The sequence below is a fragment of the Sphingobium yanoikuyae genome (genome assembly GCF_034424525.1).
Lineage (GTDB): Bacteria > Pseudomonadota > Alphaproteobacteria > Sphingomonadales > Sphingomonadaceae > Sphingobium > Sphingobium yanoikuyae.
Genome location: NZ_CP139979.1, coordinates 3,382,911 through 3,399,220 on the forward strand (window position 1 = coordinate 3,382,911; position 16,310 = coordinate 3,399,220).

Annotated in this window: 8 protein-coding genes; 4 read left to right on the forward strand and 4 right to left on the reverse strand. The window is 65.5% G+C overall.

The window, feature by feature from the left end:
• The first annotated feature begins 10 nt into the window (after positions 1-10).
• From U0025_RS15665 to U0025_RS15675, 3 genes are read left to right on the forward strand one after another with little or no spacing between them, the layout of a single operon-like run.
• The gene (locus U0025_RS15665; RefSeq protein ID WP_037491728.1) at positions 11-1,207 is read left to right on the forward strand and encodes a hypothetical protein; all 1,197 of its coding nucleotides are present in this window, start codon (positions 11-13) and stop codon (positions 1,205-1,207) included.
• Complete coding sequence (locus U0025_RS15670; protein ID WP_004208367.1) at positions 1,204-2,922, forward strand: DUF1592 domain-containing protein; 1,719 nt, start codon at positions 1,204-1,206, stop codon at positions 2,920-2,922. The genes U0025_RS15665 and U0025_RS15670 overlap by 4 nt, the downstream gene beginning before the upstream one ends.
• Positions 2,919-4,259 carry a DUF1552 domain-containing protein gene (locus U0025_RS15675; protein WP_004208368.1) on the forward strand — a complete coding sequence of 447 codons (1,341 nt, stop codon included), beginning with the start codon at positions 2,919-2,921 and terminating at the stop codon, positions 4,257-4,259. Before U0025_RS15670 ends, U0025_RS15675 begins: the two co-directional genes overlap by 4 nt.
• A gap of 4 nt (positions 4,260-4,263) precedes the next feature.
• Here U0025_RS15675 and U0025_RS15680 read toward each other — a convergent pair whose 3' ends face one another.
• From U0025_RS15680 to U0025_RS15690, 3 genes are all read right to left on the reverse strand, one after another.
• Positions 4,264-7,302 (reverse strand): glycosyl hydrolase family 28-related protein, encoded by a 3,039-nt coding sequence (locus tag U0025_RS15680; RefSeq protein ID WP_004208369.1) that lies wholly within the window; start codon positions 7,300-7,302, stop codon positions 4,264-4,266.
• Positions 7,303-7,380: 78 nt separating this feature from the next.
• Positions 7,381-10,350 (reverse strand): TonB-dependent receptor plug domain-containing protein, encoded by a 2,970-nt coding sequence (locus tag U0025_RS15685; RefSeq protein WP_004208370.1) that lies wholly within the window; start codon positions 10,348-10,350, stop codon positions 7,381-7,383.
• 136 nt (positions 10,351-10,486) lie between these two features.
• Positions 10,487-13,510, reverse strand: a complete 3,024-nt coding sequence (locus tag U0025_RS15690) for a glycosyl hydrolase family 28-related protein (protein ID WP_004208371.1) — start codon at positions 13,508-13,510, stop codon at positions 10,487-10,489.
• 154 nt (positions 13,511-13,664) lie between these two features.
• Between U0025_RS15690 and U0025_RS15695 the strand changes: the two genes are divergently transcribed.
• Positions 13,665-14,207: a gluconokinase gene (locus U0025_RS15695; RefSeq protein ID WP_004208372.1), complete on the forward strand. Its 543-nt coding sequence runs from the start codon at positions 13,665-13,667 to the stop codon at positions 14,205-14,207.
• A 473-nt stretch (positions 14,208-14,680) separates the two neighbouring features.
• Here the strand turns inward: U0025_RS15695 and U0025_RS15700 are convergent, their stop codons facing one another.
• Complete coding sequence (locus U0025_RS15700) at positions 14,681-16,300, reverse strand: DUF5597 domain-containing protein (protein WP_004208373.1); 1,620 nt, start codon at positions 16,298-16,300, stop codon at positions 14,681-14,683.
• Positions 16,301-16,310 lie beyond the last annotated feature (10 nt).

Genomic DNA, 16,310 nt, shown 5'->3' on the forward strand with positions numbered 1-16,310 from the left:
CAAGGAGAAGATGATCGTGCAGAATCATCGCAAACTGATCCTGCTGCTGGGCGCGCTGCCGCTGGCGGCGTCGGTGCCGGCATCGGTGTCAGCGCAGGGCGATGCCCCCGCGAAACCGGCCGCACCCGCAGCGCTGCCCGCGCCGCCCGCCAATGGCGAGATGGGTTTCGTCGTCAGCCATTTCGCGCCGGCCATCTATCAGGGGAAGGAGGATTGCCCGCAGGGCCTGGCCGCCACCCTACGCGAAAATTACCTGCAGACCCAGCCGGCGGGCGAGCGGACGCGGCTGCTGGAAAAGGCGAACGAGAAGGAACTGACCGCGCGCTGGACCGGCTATGCCTTCGGGCCCGACAATCTCAACATCTGCACCCATCCCGACAAGTTCGACCGGCCGCCCCAGCGCATGGTTCAAGGCAAGGTCGCACAGGGACTGAACCTGGACGATGATGCGGGTGGCGCGGCGGCGGACGACAGCTGCGGCCATGCCAATTTTACCGGGCCAGCCGGCGAGCCGGGCGTCGACAACCAGATGTGGCGGGCGATGGGCTGCGTGCGGACCTGGCGCGGGGTCGACGGCATGGGCGGTGATATCGTCAAGGGCCTGACCCAGTTTCTGGTCAGCGGCGAACATAGCCAGCTGCTGTTGCTGACCGGCGTCGACAGTCTGGAAAATGATCCCGACGTGACGGTGATCTACGCCAATACCGAGGATCGGGCGGTGGTGGATTCGCGCCAGAATTTCATCCCCGGCGCCAGCTACAGCGTCACCGCCAATGCCGCCCATCGCAATGTGCTGAAAGGGCGGATCGTCAATGGCGTGCTGACCACCGAGCCGGCCCATATCCGCCTGAAGCAGAATTGGGGGCAAGGGTCGGAGCGGGACATTCGCGGCCGGCGCAACGAATATGATTTCACCAGGGCGCGGCTGCGCTTCACCTTCCAGCAGGACGGATCGATCAAGGGCATCGTCGGCGGCTATCAGCCGATCTGGAACGTGATGGCCAGCGCCTCGGTCGGTGGCGAGGGCGCGGCGACCACGGCGGGCTATGACTGCGCCGCCATGTATGCCGCGCTCAAAGCCATGGCCGATGGCGATCGCGATCCGGCGACCGGCCAGTGCCGCCGCATTTCCAGCGGTATGGAGGCCCGGGCCGTGCCCGCCTTCATCACCGACCGCCTGCCCCAGGCCAAGGTGGCGCAGCGATGAGCCGGCCGTTTCGCCACAGGGCGCGCTGGGCGTTGTTCGCCGGGCTGATGCTGAGCGCCTGCACGGTCGAAAAGGCGCCGCAGACCGCCGCCATGCCCGAGGCCAGCTTCGCACCCTTGAAGACGCCGCTGGGCCAGGTGGCGGGGATGCGCCGCCTGACCGAAGCGCAATATCGCAACAGCATCGCCGATATCTTCGGCCCCGACATCAAGGTCGCCGGCCGGTTCGAGCCGATCGTGCGGCCGGTGCATGAGCTGATCGCGACCGGCGCCAGCGCATCGACCATCTCGCCCGCCGGGCTGGAGCAGTTCGACGCGATGGCGCGCAACATCGCCGCGCAGGTCTTCGCGCCGGATCGCCGCGCCCAGTTCATGCCCTGCACGCCGCGCGATGCGGCCGCGCCCGATGCCGATTGCGCCGCGCGGACGCTGATGCCGATCGGTCGCTACCTGTTCCGCCGGCCGATGACGCAGGAGGAGATCGGCGCCTTCGTCATGATGGCGGGCAAGGGCGCTGGCGATGGTCAGGGCTTCTATGACGGGATGCAGCTGGCGCTCGCCGCCATGCTGGTGTCGCCGCAATTCCTCTACATCATCGAGAGCGCGGAGCCCGACCCGGAAGCGCCCGGCAGCCTGCGGCTCGACAATCATGCCCGCGCCGCGCGGCTGAGCTATCTGCTGTGGAATACGACGCCCAATGAGGCGCTGCTGCGCGCGGCCGACGAGGGCAAGCTGACCGATCCGGCTCAGCTCGCGGCGATCGCGCAGAAGATGGTGCGTTCGCCCCGGCTGGAGGATGGCGTGCGCGCCTTCTTCGCCGACATGCTGTTGTTCGAGAAGTTCGACGAGATGGCCAAGGACCAGATCGTCTATCCCCGCTTCAATCCCGATGTCGCGTCCGCCCTGTCCGAACAGATGCTGCGCATGATCGTCGACCAGTTGGTGACGCGGCAGGGCGATTATCGCGACCTGTTCACCACCCGGCGGACCTTCATCAACCGGGCGCTGGGGCCGCTCTATCAGGCCAAGGTGTCCAGCATGCAGGGCTGGGTGCCCTATGAATTTGCCGATGGCGACGATCGCGCCGGGCTGCTGGGCCAGGCCGGTTTCCTGGCGCTCTATTCCCATTCGGGGCGCAGTTCGCCCACCCTGCGTGGCCGGGCGATCCGCGAGCTGCTGCTGTGCCAGCCGGTGCCCAACCCGCCGGGCAACGTCAATTTCACCGCCGTCCAGGATGTCGGCAACAAGGCGATGCCGACCGCGCGCATTCGCCTGAACGCCCATAATAGCGATCCGGTCTGTGCCGCCTGCCACAAGATCACCGACCCGCTGGGCCTGCCGCTGGAGCGGTTCGACGGCATCGGCGCCTTCCGCCCGACCGAGAATGACGCGCCGATCGATACCGCCGGCGTGTTTGAGGGGACGGCCTTCCAGGGCAATATCGGCCTGGGCCAGGCGCTGGCGGCGAGCAAGTCGACCACCGAATGCGTTGCCGGCCGCGCTTTCCAATATGCGACCGGGCGCATGCCGGAGGATGAGGAGGCGACCGCCATCGCGCTGGAACAGGGCTTCGCCGCCGATGGCTATCGCATCCAGGCGCTGTTCCTGCGGGTCGCGACCATGGCCGATGCCTATCGCGTCAGCACCTTGCCGCTGGCCAAGCCGCAGGTCGCGATGATGACCAGCCCGCATATCCGAGAAGGAGACCGCCCATGAGCTTCACCCTCGATCGCCGCACCGCGCTGCGCGGCATGGTCAACGGCATGGCCGTGGCCGTCGGTCTGCCGCTGCTCGACATCTTCCTCGACGGCAACGGCACCGCCATGGCGGCAACCGGCGCGCCGATGCCGATCCGCTTCGGCACCTGGTTCTGGGGGCTGGGCGTCAATCCGCCGCGCTGGTTCCCCAGCGCCGCCGGCAAGGATTATGAGCTGAAGGTCGAGCTGGCCTCGATCGAGGCGCTCAAGCACAAGGTCAATATCCTGGGCGACTTCACCCTGCCGCTCGACGGCAAGCCCAACCTGCCGCACATCACCGGCGGCATCGGTATCCGCACCGGCATGGCGATCGATTCCGACCGGGGCCTGCCGGGGCCGTCCTTCGACGTGTCGATCGGCGACGTGATCGGCACCCGCACCCGCTTCCGCTCGATCGAACTGTCGGCGACCGGCGATCCGCGCAATTCGCTGTCCGGGCGCGGCAATGGCAATCTCAACCCGGCGGAAGTGTCGCCCGCAGCCCTTTATACAAGGCTGTTCGGTGCCGGCTTCCATGATCCCAACAGCGCGACCTTCACCCCCGATCCGGCGGTCATGGCGCGGCGCAGTGTCCTGTCCGGCGTGTCCGACCAGCGCCAGGCGCTGGAGGCGCGGCTGGGCGCGGCCGACAGGCAGCGGCTCGACCAATATTTCACCTCGCTGCGGCAGCTGGAAAACCAGCTCGACGTGCAGCTGACCAAGCCGGCGCCGATGCAGGCCTGTGTCGTGCCGCCCAAGGTGCCCGACCTGCCGGTCAATGCCGAGATCGAGAATGTGATGCGCAATCACGAGATCATGACCGACCTGCTGGTAATGGCGATGGCGTGCGACAATGTCCGCCTGTTCAACATGAACTTCAACAATGGCGCATCGTCGCTGACGCGGGTCGGCAGCACCATCACCCATCATCAGTTGACCCATGAGGAGGTGCTGGACAACCGGTTGGGCTATCAGCCCGAAGTCACCTTCTATGTCGACAAGTGCATGGAAGCCTGGACCTATTTCATCAAGGCGATGGACGCGGTGAAGGAAGGCGACCGCACCCTGCTGGATAACAGCCTGGTCTTTGCCCATAGCGAGACCGAGTTCGCCAAATTCCACACCATCGACAATATCCCGATGATGACGGCAGGATCGGCCGGCGGGCGCATCCATACCGGCCAATATATCACCGGCGACGGATCGCCGGTCAGCCGGGTCGGCCTGACCCTGCAACAGGCGATGGGCGTGCCGGTCGACCGTTGGGGCACGGGCAGTCTGGAGACGAACAAGATCATCCCCGGACTGATTGTTTGATCCCCTATTCCACCCGCGCCGCGTAGAGGCCGTGGTGCGACAGCATGAACAGGGTCTTGCCGTCCGGGGCGCCGAACAGCAGTTGTAGCGGCCGTTCGGGCACGTCGATCCGGCCGATCGGCTTGCCGTCGGGCGCGTAGACGAAGACCTGACCATTGGCGACATAGACCCGGCCCTGCGCGTCGCTGACCACGCCCTCCCCGCCACGATCGGCGAAGGGCTTGAGGTCGGTCAGCGTACCGTTGCCCGCGACCAGCGCGCTGTAGGTGCGGTTTTCCGATCCGTTGGTGACATAGATGCGCTGGCCCGGCTTGCCCTGAACGAAGCCATAGCTGTCGAGCGTGTGGGAGAAGCGCAGGCCGCGATGGTCGACCGGTCCCTGGGCGAAGACGCGCCAGGCCGGCAGGGCGATGCTGCCGTCGGGCGAGACATAGGCCTGCGCATTGGACTGGGCGGTATCGCGGGCGAACATGTCGGCAAGCGTGGTGAACTGATAGGTCTTGGGATCGATCTGGTCCCTGAACTCGCCATTCACCCACCAGTTGACCGGGAAGATGGTGGCGGCAGCGCCCTGCCCCGCAGCCGTCGCCGGGATGACGCTGACCTGCGTGTCCGGCGCGCCGGGGGTGACGCTGTAGACCGTGCCGTTGCGGCCATAGGAGGAGAGGACGAGCAGATTGCCCGACTTGTCGATGGTCAGGTTCACCGGATCGAGCGCGGCGTCGCGGATCATCTCCAGCCGGCCCGCGTCGGACCAGCGCCAGATGCGCTGGAAGAAACGGTCGATGAAATAGAGCCGGCCCTGTGCGTCCACCGCGCCGCCGCCCAGACCATAGAAACCGTCAGCGAGCTTTTGAACGCTGGCGCCGCCGAAGGTCGAGGGGGCGACCGGATCGGGTTTCGCCGGCACATCCAGTACGGCGAATTCGCGCTCGCGCACTTCCAGGCCGTGGGTGATGTCCTGAATCGCATTCTCGAACGGATATTTGGTGAGGCGCAGGAAGGTGCCACAGCCATTTTCGTCGCAGGTGCCGACCCCGCTTTCCGCGTTCACATGGACGTTGCGGAAGCGGATATCGTGCGAATTGTAGAGCGACACGGCGGTCGGCGCAGGCTTGCGCGTGCGGGTGACGCGATAACCGTGGAAATTGGCGACCAGGATGTTGCGGGAATCGCGGATTTCGAGCGCGACGGCATCGCCGCTCTCGCCCGCCTCCCCCTCGGTCTGGGGCGCCAGCAATTCCCAGTTGGCGACGCGGTTGAGGCCGATTTCGGTGCGGACATGATGTTCGACCGAGGCCTGGATCAACCGGCCCGGCGTTTGCGTGTCGGAGATCAATATGCCCGGATGGCCGAAGGTGCTGGGGCTCCAGATATTGGCGAAGGTGCCCCCGCCGCCCTGCGTCACCCAGAGGCTGGCATATTGGCCACCCCAGCGGCGCGATGCGTCGGGATCGGCGGTGGCGTTGTTGTTATAGGGATTGCGCCGGCTGCCATCGAAGGCATCGGTGCCATGGCCGCCCTGGAACTTGACGTCGTTGACCATGGAACTGGCGCCGGCCTTCCATAGCAAGCCGGTCGCGCGCGGATTGGCGCCATTGGTGTCGAGCGCCAGGCCAGCGACGATCGCGTCGCCACCCTGCGCGCTTTCAATGAGCGCCTTGGGCGCGCCAACGCCCTGAAAGGCGGGCGTGCCATCGGGCAGGACGATCTGGGTCAGGCTGGGGTGGAGGCCGATCAGCACCGTATCGGCGCGCAGCCGCAACGTATCGCTGACCTTGTAGAAACCGGCGGGGAGGTAAACGACACGATGGCTGTCGATCGCCTTCTGCAGTACGGCGGTGTCGTCCGTGACATTGTCGCCCTTCGCCCCCAAGGCGCGGACATTCACCCATTCGGCGACGGGCGGCAGCGGGCGAATGGCAGGCGCGCCGGGCGCCGGCAGGCTGGCGATCGGCTGCGCCTGCATGTCGGTCTTGTAGTCGCCGATCCGGCCAAGGCCCGGCAGGGTCAGGCCATGGGTGAAGGAGGAGACCTTGTAGGCATTCCCCTGCCCAGCCACCGTCCGGCCGCTTTCGCGGAAACGGGCGAAGGTCGGGGTGTTGGCGGCCAGCACATTCTGGAAGCCGACCTGGGTATAGACATTCTTCTCGTTGGAGATGATGACGCCGGCCTTCGACACATTTTCGAACCGGACATCCTGGCCCCAGAGCCAGTCGCCATAGCCCCGGTCGATCTCGATCCCGACCGGCACGTTGCGGAAGGCGACATTGAGCAGGGTCAGGCCCGCTTCATGCTCGCGAATGGCGGCGTCGCGCTGTCCCTCGAACGTCGCGTCGACCAGGGCGAAGGGCCAGGCCGGCGAGGTCTTTTCCGCGAGGATGCCATAGCGGCCGCCCTTGAAGTGCAGATCCTCCGCCTCGTTGGCGACATGGTAAAGGCCGGCGAGGCCCGAACCGATGTCGAAATCGACATGGCTGACGAAACTGTGTTGGGCGGAATGGAAGCGGATCGCGGTCGCCGCCGGATTGCCGTCCATGATGCTGAAATCGATATTGCCGAGCGCGGAATAGAAGGTGCCCGGATTGGCGTCGGCAATTGCCTTGTCGAATGGCACGCTGCCGGCCGGCGGGAAGGCGGCGGGCCAGCTTTCCTTGTCGGTCTGGCGCTTGCCGCCGGTGAAGATCAGCATATGGGCGACGCCGCGCTGGAAGCCGGGCGTGTTGGCGCCGAGCAGGATCACCGGACGCTGGGCGCCAATGCCGAAGATGCGCACGCCCGGCCATAGGAAAAGGGTGCGGCTGATGCGATAGGTGCCCTGGGGCAGGAAGACGATGCCGCCGCCGGGCGTCGCGGCGGCGGCGTCGAGCGCCTGCTGGATCGCGGCGCTGTCATCGGCGCGGCCATCGCCCACGCCCTTCACCGTCACGGCGCGCGCATCGTCGGGCATGGCGGTATAGACGGACGGGGACGCGAAAGCCGGCTGCGCCGCCGCCAGACATAGCAACACCGACGCACAGGCTCCACTCAATCCACGATACATCAGCCAGGCTCCGTAAAAAGAAGATGTCCCGGCCGTGCAGGACCGGGACAAGTTTGGGGGGAGAGATGTTATGTTTTATCAGAAATTGAAGCGGACACCGGCGCGATAGATGCGGCCCAGCGTGTCGTAGAGCGCCGGGTTGATGTCGAGACCGGTGTTGGTCTGGGGCGAGGCGACCGGATCCTTGTCGAACAGATTGTCGACCTTGCCATAGAGGGACACACGGTCGCTGAACTTGAAGGTGGCGCCGATGTCGACATAGAAGGCCCCCTTCATCTTGTTGTAATCGATGGTCGGGTGGTTCGCGGTCGAGGCCGGGCAGGACGACTGGCAGACGACATATTGGTTGCCGAACGTGCCGTCGCTGATCCAGCGTTCCTGCACCGTCAGGCTGAACTTGCCGCTGTCATAGGTCTGCACCGCCAGCCATTTCCAGTCGGGCGTGTTGCCGTTGTTGGCGCCCGCCTGGTCGACCGGATCGACACCGGCAATGCCGGCGTTGACGATGAACTTGCGGATATGGGTGCCCAGCGCGCGGACGGTGAAGTTGCCCGGCAGGCCCAAGGGCTGCTGCCACTGATAGCTCGCCTCGATATCGAAGCCGCTGGTCCGCCAGGAGGCAAGGTTGAACGGCTGGACATTGATATAGTTGAGGCTGGGATTGGCATTGTCGAGGCTGAAGCCGCCGCAGAAGGCCTGATTGCCGTCATAGCAGAACTGGACGATCTGCTGCGCCGACAGGCTGGAGACGACGCCCTTCAGCTTGATGTCATAATAGTCGAACGACAGGCTGAGGCCCGGTAGCCAGGAGGGACGCGCCAGCACGATGCCGATTTCGGTGTTGCGGGCGATTTCGGGCTTCAGATTGGGGTTGCCGATGGTGTTCTGGAATGCCTGAACCGCTGCGCCCTGGAAGGGATCGCTGAAGTTCGGCAGGGTCGTGACGGTCGGCGCGGCGAACAGTTCCGACAGATTGGGCGCCCGGACATCGCGCGAGGTGACGGCGCGCAGGCGGATGCCGTCGAGCGGCGTATCCCAGGTGCCGCCGACCTTCCACGCCCAGACCGTGCCCGACGTGCTGTAATGGGTACCACGGCCCGCGGCGTTCAGATTGGCGCGGCCGACCGCTTCGCTGTCGAACAGCGGCATGTCGATTTCCACGAAGCCTTCATAGACTTCATATTTGCCGCGACCATTCTTGTAGTTGCCGGCTGCCCAGTTGCTGCCCTGCGCACCGTTGAGCAGCGGGTCGGCCGGATAATCGGCGCTGTTGGGGCTGAGGTCGGACACGCCCGCGCCATAGGGGTCGGCGTTCACGCGATAGAATTCGCGGCGATATTCGGCACCGAAGGCGACCGAGAGCGGGCCTGCCCACAATTCCACCGGATTGCCCGAGAAGTTGAGGCTGGCGACGTCCTGGGTCAGCTTGGTGTGCTGGAACGGGCCATTGTCATGCGGCGCGACATAGGCGAGCGCGGCCGCCGAGGGGGTGAAGCCGCCGAAGATGTTGATCGGCTGGCAACCGAGCGCGCGAGCGGCCGGATCGGCGCAGACGATCGCACCGTTGAGGGTGATCGCATTGGCCGCTGCGGCATAGCGGTTCTGCAGCACGATATCCTTCACCCGGATGTCCGAGATGGTGATGCCATGCTCATAATAGGCGTCATAGTTCCAGTCGGTGCCGGCCGCGCCGAACTTGCCCTTGGCGCCGGCGACGAAGCGATATTGCTTGCGATCGGTATAGACCTGCGGATCGGGGAAGGCGGCGTTGGACGAGCCGAAGCCGAAGGAGGTGATGCCGGCCGTGGCGCACTGGTCGCGCACCGACTGGGGCAGATAGGGGTTGGAGCATTGGACGGTCAGGTTGGCGCGGCCATAGCCGGGGCTGGGCTGGTTGTTGGTCTTCACCTGCGCGACATTGACCGTGACATAGGCTTCGTTGTTGTCGGCGAAATCATAGCCGATCCGGCCATAGCCGTTGATGCGTTCCAGCGAGGATTTGAGCGAGGCGCCCGAGCCGGGTGCGCCCGACAGGTCGCCGCCCTCGCAGAAGCTGTTGCCGCGATAGCAGTTGGTGACCGCGCCGGTGCCGGTCGGCGTGCCGTTCGATCCATAGTTGAACTGATAGGGATTGCCATTCTGGTCGAAGGCGATGCCCTGCAGCGGGCCATTGTTGATCAGGCCGTAGCGGGCATATTGATAGGGCTGGGCGTAATCGCGGTAATTATATTGTGGCAGGCCGTTGTTGGTCTGGCCGGTGTTCATCAGCGTGGTGGCGCGATACCAGTTGCGGCTGCCGGCCAGATCGGTGCCGAAGTCGCCGGCACCCACGCCGCCTTCATGGTCATATTCGCCGCTGACCACCAAATGCAGACGATCATCCATGAAGGATTTGCCATAGGCGGCCTGGACCAGCGCGGTTTCGTCATCGCCATATTTGGTGATGCTGCCAAGGATATTGCCCTTGAAGCCTTCGAAATGGGTGTCGGTGATGAAATTGACCACGCCGCCGACCGCGTCCGAGCCGTAGGAGGCTGAGGCACCGCCGGTGACGACGTCGACGCGCTTCACCAGCAGCTGCGGGAACATCGAGATGTCGGGCACGCCGGTGACATTGGCGCCGACGACGCGCTGGCCGTCGAGCAGGGTCAGGGTGCGGATCGCGCCCAGGCCGCGCAGCGAGAAGGAGCTGAGGCCCTGCTGGCCGCTGGAGGTGGAGAAGGTGCCGGTGGCGGCGCCGGTCGACCCCTGGAGCGAGGGCAGCTGGGCAATGGTGTTGAAGATGTTGGGCTGCGCGTTATTGGCGATCTGCTCCTCACCGATGACGGTGGTGGGCGTCGGCGCATTGAAGCCGCTGGTGGTGATGCGCGATCCGGTGACGATGATGTCGGCGCTCTGTGCGGCCGGCGCATCGCTCGTCTGGGCCTGTGGCACGGGTTCGGCCGCCGGTTCGGTCTGGGCCTGGGCGGTGCCGGCCAGCGCCATGATGGCGACGGCGGCCAGGCTGACGCCCGCCATATGCCGATGGATTGCGATCTGCACGTTCATTCCTCTTCCCCTCTTGTCACCAGGCGCCCTCCCGGCGTCGGCGCGCCCATGGCGGGCTATTGTGTGAGTATTAATCCCGAGCGGTCGCCACCGCACTTACGACATAGGTCGTAGGCGGCGGCGAACCGTCGCTTTTTCAGGGCTTTGCGGCGTAGAGCGCGTGGTGCGTCAGGATGAAAAGCGTGCGCTTGTCGGGGCCGCCGAACAGGATCTGGAGCGGCCGGTCGGGCACGTCGATGCGGCCGCTTTCCTTGCCGTCCGCGCCGTAGACGAAGATCTGGCCATTGGCGACGAACACCCGGCCCTGCCCGTCCACCGCGACGCTCTCGCCACCGCGATTGGCGAAGGGCTTCAGCGCCGTCAGCGTGCCGCCCGGCCCCACTGTGCCGCTATAGGTGATATTCTCCGACCCGTTGGTGACGAACAGGCGATCGCCGATCTTGCCGGAAACGAAGCCGTTGGCGTTGAGCCCGTCGGACCAGCGCCAGCCGGTATGATCGATCGGCCCCTGCTGCCAGACGCGGAAGGCCGGCAAGGACAGGCTGCCGTCGGGCGAGACATATTCCTTTGCCTTGGGCGTGCCGACATCGCGGGCGAACATCTGGGCCAGCGTGGTGAACTCGTAGGTCTTGGGGTCGAGCTGGTCGCGAAACTCGCCATTATTCCACCAGTTGACCGGCAGCAGCGTCTTGCCCGCGCCAGTGCCGCGCACCGGGGTCGGCTGGATCAACGTCAGCGCATCCTTGGGACCGGCGGGGTCGAACGAATAGGCGCCGCCCTTCGCGCCGAGCGAGGAGAGGACCAGGACATGGCCCGAGGCGTCGATGGCGAGATTGACCGGATCGAGCGCATGGTCGCGGACGATCTCCAGCCCCTTGCCCTCGCTCCAGCGGTGGATGCGCTGGAAACGGCGGTCGATGAAATAGAGCGCGCCCTGTGCATCGACAGCCGCGCCGGAGATCGACCAGAAGCCATCCTCCAGCTTCTCGACCTTGGTGCCGGACGGTGCGACCGCCGGGACCGCGCTGCCGGCCGGACCAATATCCAGCGCAGCGAACTCGCGTTCGCGCACCAGCAGCTTGCGGCTGACATCCTCGATCGCATTGTCGAACGGATATTTGCTGGCGCGCAGGAAGGTGCCGCAGCCTTCATCGTCGCAGGTGGCATAGCCGCTCTCGCCATTCACATGGACGTTGCGGAAGCGGATATTGCCCGAATTGGTGATCTTCACCGCGCTCTTTTCCGGCGCATAGGTGCGGGTGACGCGATAGCCATGATAGTTGGCGAACAGCAGGTTGCTGGAGTTGCGGATGTCGAGCGAGATGGCGTCGGGGCCGTCATCGACCTCCTGCTCGGTCTGGGGTGCCAGGAACTCCCAGTTGTGGACGTTGTCGAGCACGAATTCGTTGCGGGCATGATGTTCGACCGACATTTCATAGACATGGCCGGGCGTGTCGGTGTCGGTGATGTAGAAGCCCGCCTGGGCAAAGCTGTTGGGGCTCCAGACGTCGGCGAAGGTGCCGCCACCGCCATCCGTCACCCAGATGCTGGGATATTGGGCATCGAGCCGGCTGTCGGTGACCGGGTCGCCGGTGTTGACGCGCAGCGTGCCGAGCATCTTGCCATCGGCGGTGGGCGTGCCGCCGCCGCCCATGATCTTGACGTCCTCGACCAGGCTCTGTTCGCCAGACCGCCAGAGCAGGGCGGAAGCGCGCGGGTTCACCCGGCCGGTGAAGAGACCGAGGCCCGAGAGGATATTGTCGCCACCCTTGCGGCTTTCGAGGATCGGCAGGACCGGACCGAGGCCGGCATGATTGGGGTTGTTGTCGGGAATGAAGAGCTGGGTGATGGCCGGGTGCAGGCCGATGAGGATGCTGTCCGGGCGCAGGGTCAGCTTGTCCGTCACCTTGTAGAAGCCGGTCGGGAAATAGAGGATGCGGTTTGCGTCGATCGCCTTTTGCAGGGCGGCGGTGTCATCCGCCTTGCCGTCACCGACCGCGCCCAGGGTGCGGACATTGACCCACTGGTCCATCGGCGGCAGGTCGCGGATCGCGGGCGCGCGCGGCGCCGGCATGGCGGAGAGCGGCTGGATGTCGGCGGTGGTGGCGTACTCGCCCGTGTGGCCAAGTGCCGGGACAGCGAGGCCATAGGAGAAATTGGCGACCTTATAGGCCTTGCCCTTGCCGTCGATCGTCTTGCCGCTGTCGCGGAAGCGGGCGAAGACCGGGCTGTTCACGGCAAGCGCATTGTCGAAGCCGACCTGGGTGAAGACATTCTTCTCGTTCGAGATGACGACGCCGGCCTTCGACACATTCTCGAACCGGACATCCTTGCCCCAGAGGCTGTCGCTGTAGCCGCGGTCGATTTCGATCCCGACCGGCGTGTTCTTGATCGCGACATTGACGAGGGTGAGGTCGACCTCATGCTCGCGGATCGCCGCGTCGCGCTGGCCGTCGAAGGTCGAATCGAGCAGGGTGAACTGCCAGGCGGGCGAGGTCTTTTCGGTGACGATGCCGTATCGGCCGCCCTGGAAATGGACATTCTCGATCACATTGCCGGCCTGATAGACGCCGGCAAAGGCGGTGCCGAGGCGGAATTCCATATGGCTGAGGAAGGCATGCTGGGCCATGCGGAAGCGCACGCCGGCGGCGGCCGGATTGCCCGCGCCGATCTCGATATCGACATTGCTCATCGACGAATAGAAGGTGCCCGAATTGGCGTCGCGAACGATCTTGTCGCGGGGCACGACGGTCGGCACCGGGACCGGCACCTTGCCGACCTGATATTGATCGCCGCCGGCGAAGATCACCATGGTCGACACGCCCTGCTGGAAGCCCGGCGTATTGGCGCCGAGCAGCAGCACCGGCCGGGTCGGGCCGACGCCATAGACGCGCACGCCCGCCGGCACGATCAGCGAGCGGGTGATGCGATAGGTGCCCGACGGCAGGAAGACGATGCCATGGCCGGTCGTATCGCGGGCCTGGTCCAACGCCTGCTGGATCGCGGCGCTGTCGTCGGCACGGCCGTCGCCGACCGCCTTTACCGTCACCGCATGGGGCTCGGCCGGCGCGACCGGGAAGACCGAGGTCGTCGCGGCGAAGGCCGGTGCCCCAAGCGTTGTTGCCGCCAGCAAAGCCGCGATCATGCTGCGTCCGATCATGTCCGCCTCCCATCCTCATTTTTATAGATGGTGCATGGCTAGGGGAGCGGTCGCGGCTTGGCACTTGCGACAAAGGTCGTAGTTTTCCTGTGGGGTGGCGCGGCCTTATAGCGGGGGAACCAATCCCCCTGCCCCAGCGACCAAGGACGCCCGCTTGCCGATTTCCGCCGACCCTGCCCCCGTTTCGCCCAAAGCCGTGGGACGCGCCATCATCGTCATGGGGGTCAGCGGCTGCGGCAAGTCGACGCTGGGCGCGATGCTGGCGCAGGCGCTGGACTGCCCCTTCCTGGAGGGGGACAGCTATCATTCGGCGGCGGCGGTGGAAAAGATGCGCGGCGGGGAAGCGCTGACCGACGCGGATCGCTGGCCCTGGCTCGACCGGCTGGGCGCGGCGATCGCGGGCACGGTGGCGGCGCAGGGCGTGGCGGTTGCCGCCTGCTCGGCATTGAAGCGCACCTACCGCGACCGGCTGCGCGCGGCGATCGGCGTGCCGGTGCATTTCATCCTGCTCGACAATGACCGCGACGAACTGCTGGCGCGACTGGGCAACCGGCCGGGCCATTATATGCCCGCCAGCCTGCTCGACAGCCAGCTCGCCACGCTGGAACCGCCGCTGCCCGAGGAAGGGGCGATGATCCTGACCACCAATGTCCCGGCGAGCGAACTGCGCGACCGGGCGCTGGCCTGGCTGGGATAGGGTCACACCGACGCGACAGTTGAAAGTTCATAGTGTCGATAGCCAGCGCTGGCGGGCCGAAAATGAGCGTAATGCGCCTGTCACGCGCCGACGAAGCGACAGTGACGCGACACTGGCGCGCTTCCGACGCGACAATCAGGCGACAGTGAAGCGACAGCAAGGCGACAGTCGGACTGGCGCCGGGCGGCGCGCGCGACGCCGAATAGCGAAGCGGCGAAAGGCGTGATGGCGGAAGAGCGGCCTGTTCCATCCGGCAGGATAGATCAGAGAAAGACCGAGTAGGAAAGCGCCGCCAGACGACCGCAGGCGATCAATGTCGGACATTCCTCCCCGGAACGGGGAGGTGGCAGCGCGAAGCGCTGACGGAGGGGCAGGAGCCTATTAGTGCTGCGCTATTGGGCTTGTGCCCCTCCACCGCCTGCGGCGGTCCCCCTCCCCAAGCAAGCTTGGGGAGGAATTGGGTCGCGTGCGGTTCAGCGATAGCGGCCCATCGTCACCTTGAGCCAGACTGGCTTGTCGATGATGTTGAGGCCATAATCGGTCTGGTCGCCGTTCCAGATGCGATCGAACACCCAGTTATCGCCTTCGAAATGGCCTTCCTCGACCTTGACGATCATGCCGTTGGCCGGGGCGCCTTCGCGCGCGCCGAACTGGACGCGGACATGGTCGCCGGTGAAGAGAAATTCATTGGCCGACAGCTGCGCCACGACCATGCCGCCGACCATCGCCTTGTCCCAGGCCGGGGTGTCGGCATTGGGGAACCATTCGCGCTGGCCGAACTGCCACTGGCCAAAGCTGGCCGTGACCGTCCAGTCGCCCATGGTGGTGCTGAGCGGGGTGCCGTCGTCCGGCCGTGCCGCGCCCCAGGTCGGATGGGCGAAGGCGATCTTGGCCCAGGGACGCATGGCCGCGCCGAGTACGCCGAATTTCGAGGCGAAGGCGTGGATGGTCGCATCGTCGAAGCTCTTGGCGCCGAGCGGATAGTTGAAATAGTCGGCATCATCCATGCCGAAGGGCGCGAAGCCGATCGCGCCGCGCCCCAGCGCCGACCAGAAATAGCGGGCATATTCGGCGGCATTGCCGATTTCCGGCACCATCAGCGCATTGTCGGGCCGGGTGTAGAGATCGAGATGCTTGAAGACGTTGCGGCTGCCCCGGTCATAGATGTCGGGCGCGGCGAGATCGAGCGAGGGGGCCGCCGCCTTCCAGATGTCGATCACGTCGCCCTGCGGCCCGCCGCTCGACACGCTCATCGGATCGACCGGCTTGTAGGGATCGGTCAGCGAGGCGTTCACATACATGGGCAGCGGCTTGATCGCCTTGCCCGCCTTGGCCAGTTCCTCGATATAGCGGGCGGTGTACCAGGTGTTGAAGCTGCGGTCCGCGGTATCGCCGAACACGCTCTTCCAGTTGCCCGCCGGCTTCCTGAGCGCACGGGTCAGTTCGGCCGGGACCGGGCCGTCGAACAATTTCTGCGCGGTGGCGCTGAAGTCGCGGGGATTCTGGTAGCTGCCGACCTCATTTTCGGGCTGCACCATGATCACCGTATTCTGCGCATCATGATCGCGCACATAGGTCATGAGCTTCAAAAAGGCGCGCTTGTCCGCCGCCAGCGTGGCCGCGCCATGGGGCGAGAGCACGCCATGATCCTTGCCATCGGCGGTCTTCATGCGCGGGAAGCGGCGATTGTCGAGCTTCACCCAGTCGGGGGTATAGGCAAGGCCGGTATTCTTCCAGGCGCCGAACCAGAGGAGGACGATGCGCTTGTCATGGGCGCGGGCCTCGTCGAGCAGGGTCTGGACGAAGCTGTAGTCGAACTGGCCTTCCTTGGGTTCCAGCTGTTCCCAGGCGACCGGCACTTCGACCGTATTGGCGTGGATGCTGTCGAGCCGGTCCCAGACCTGCTTCAGCGGGGCGGCATAATTGCTGCTGTTATTGACCTGGCCACCCAGCATCAGGAAGGGCGCGCCATCGACGATCAGGGCGTGGCGGCCATTCTTGCTCTCGATATGCGGCACTTGCCCGCCATTCTGGGCCAGCGCGGGGGTGGCGAGCAGCATGGCGCCCGTGAGCAGGGGAAGAAGATTGCGCATCAGATCGGGT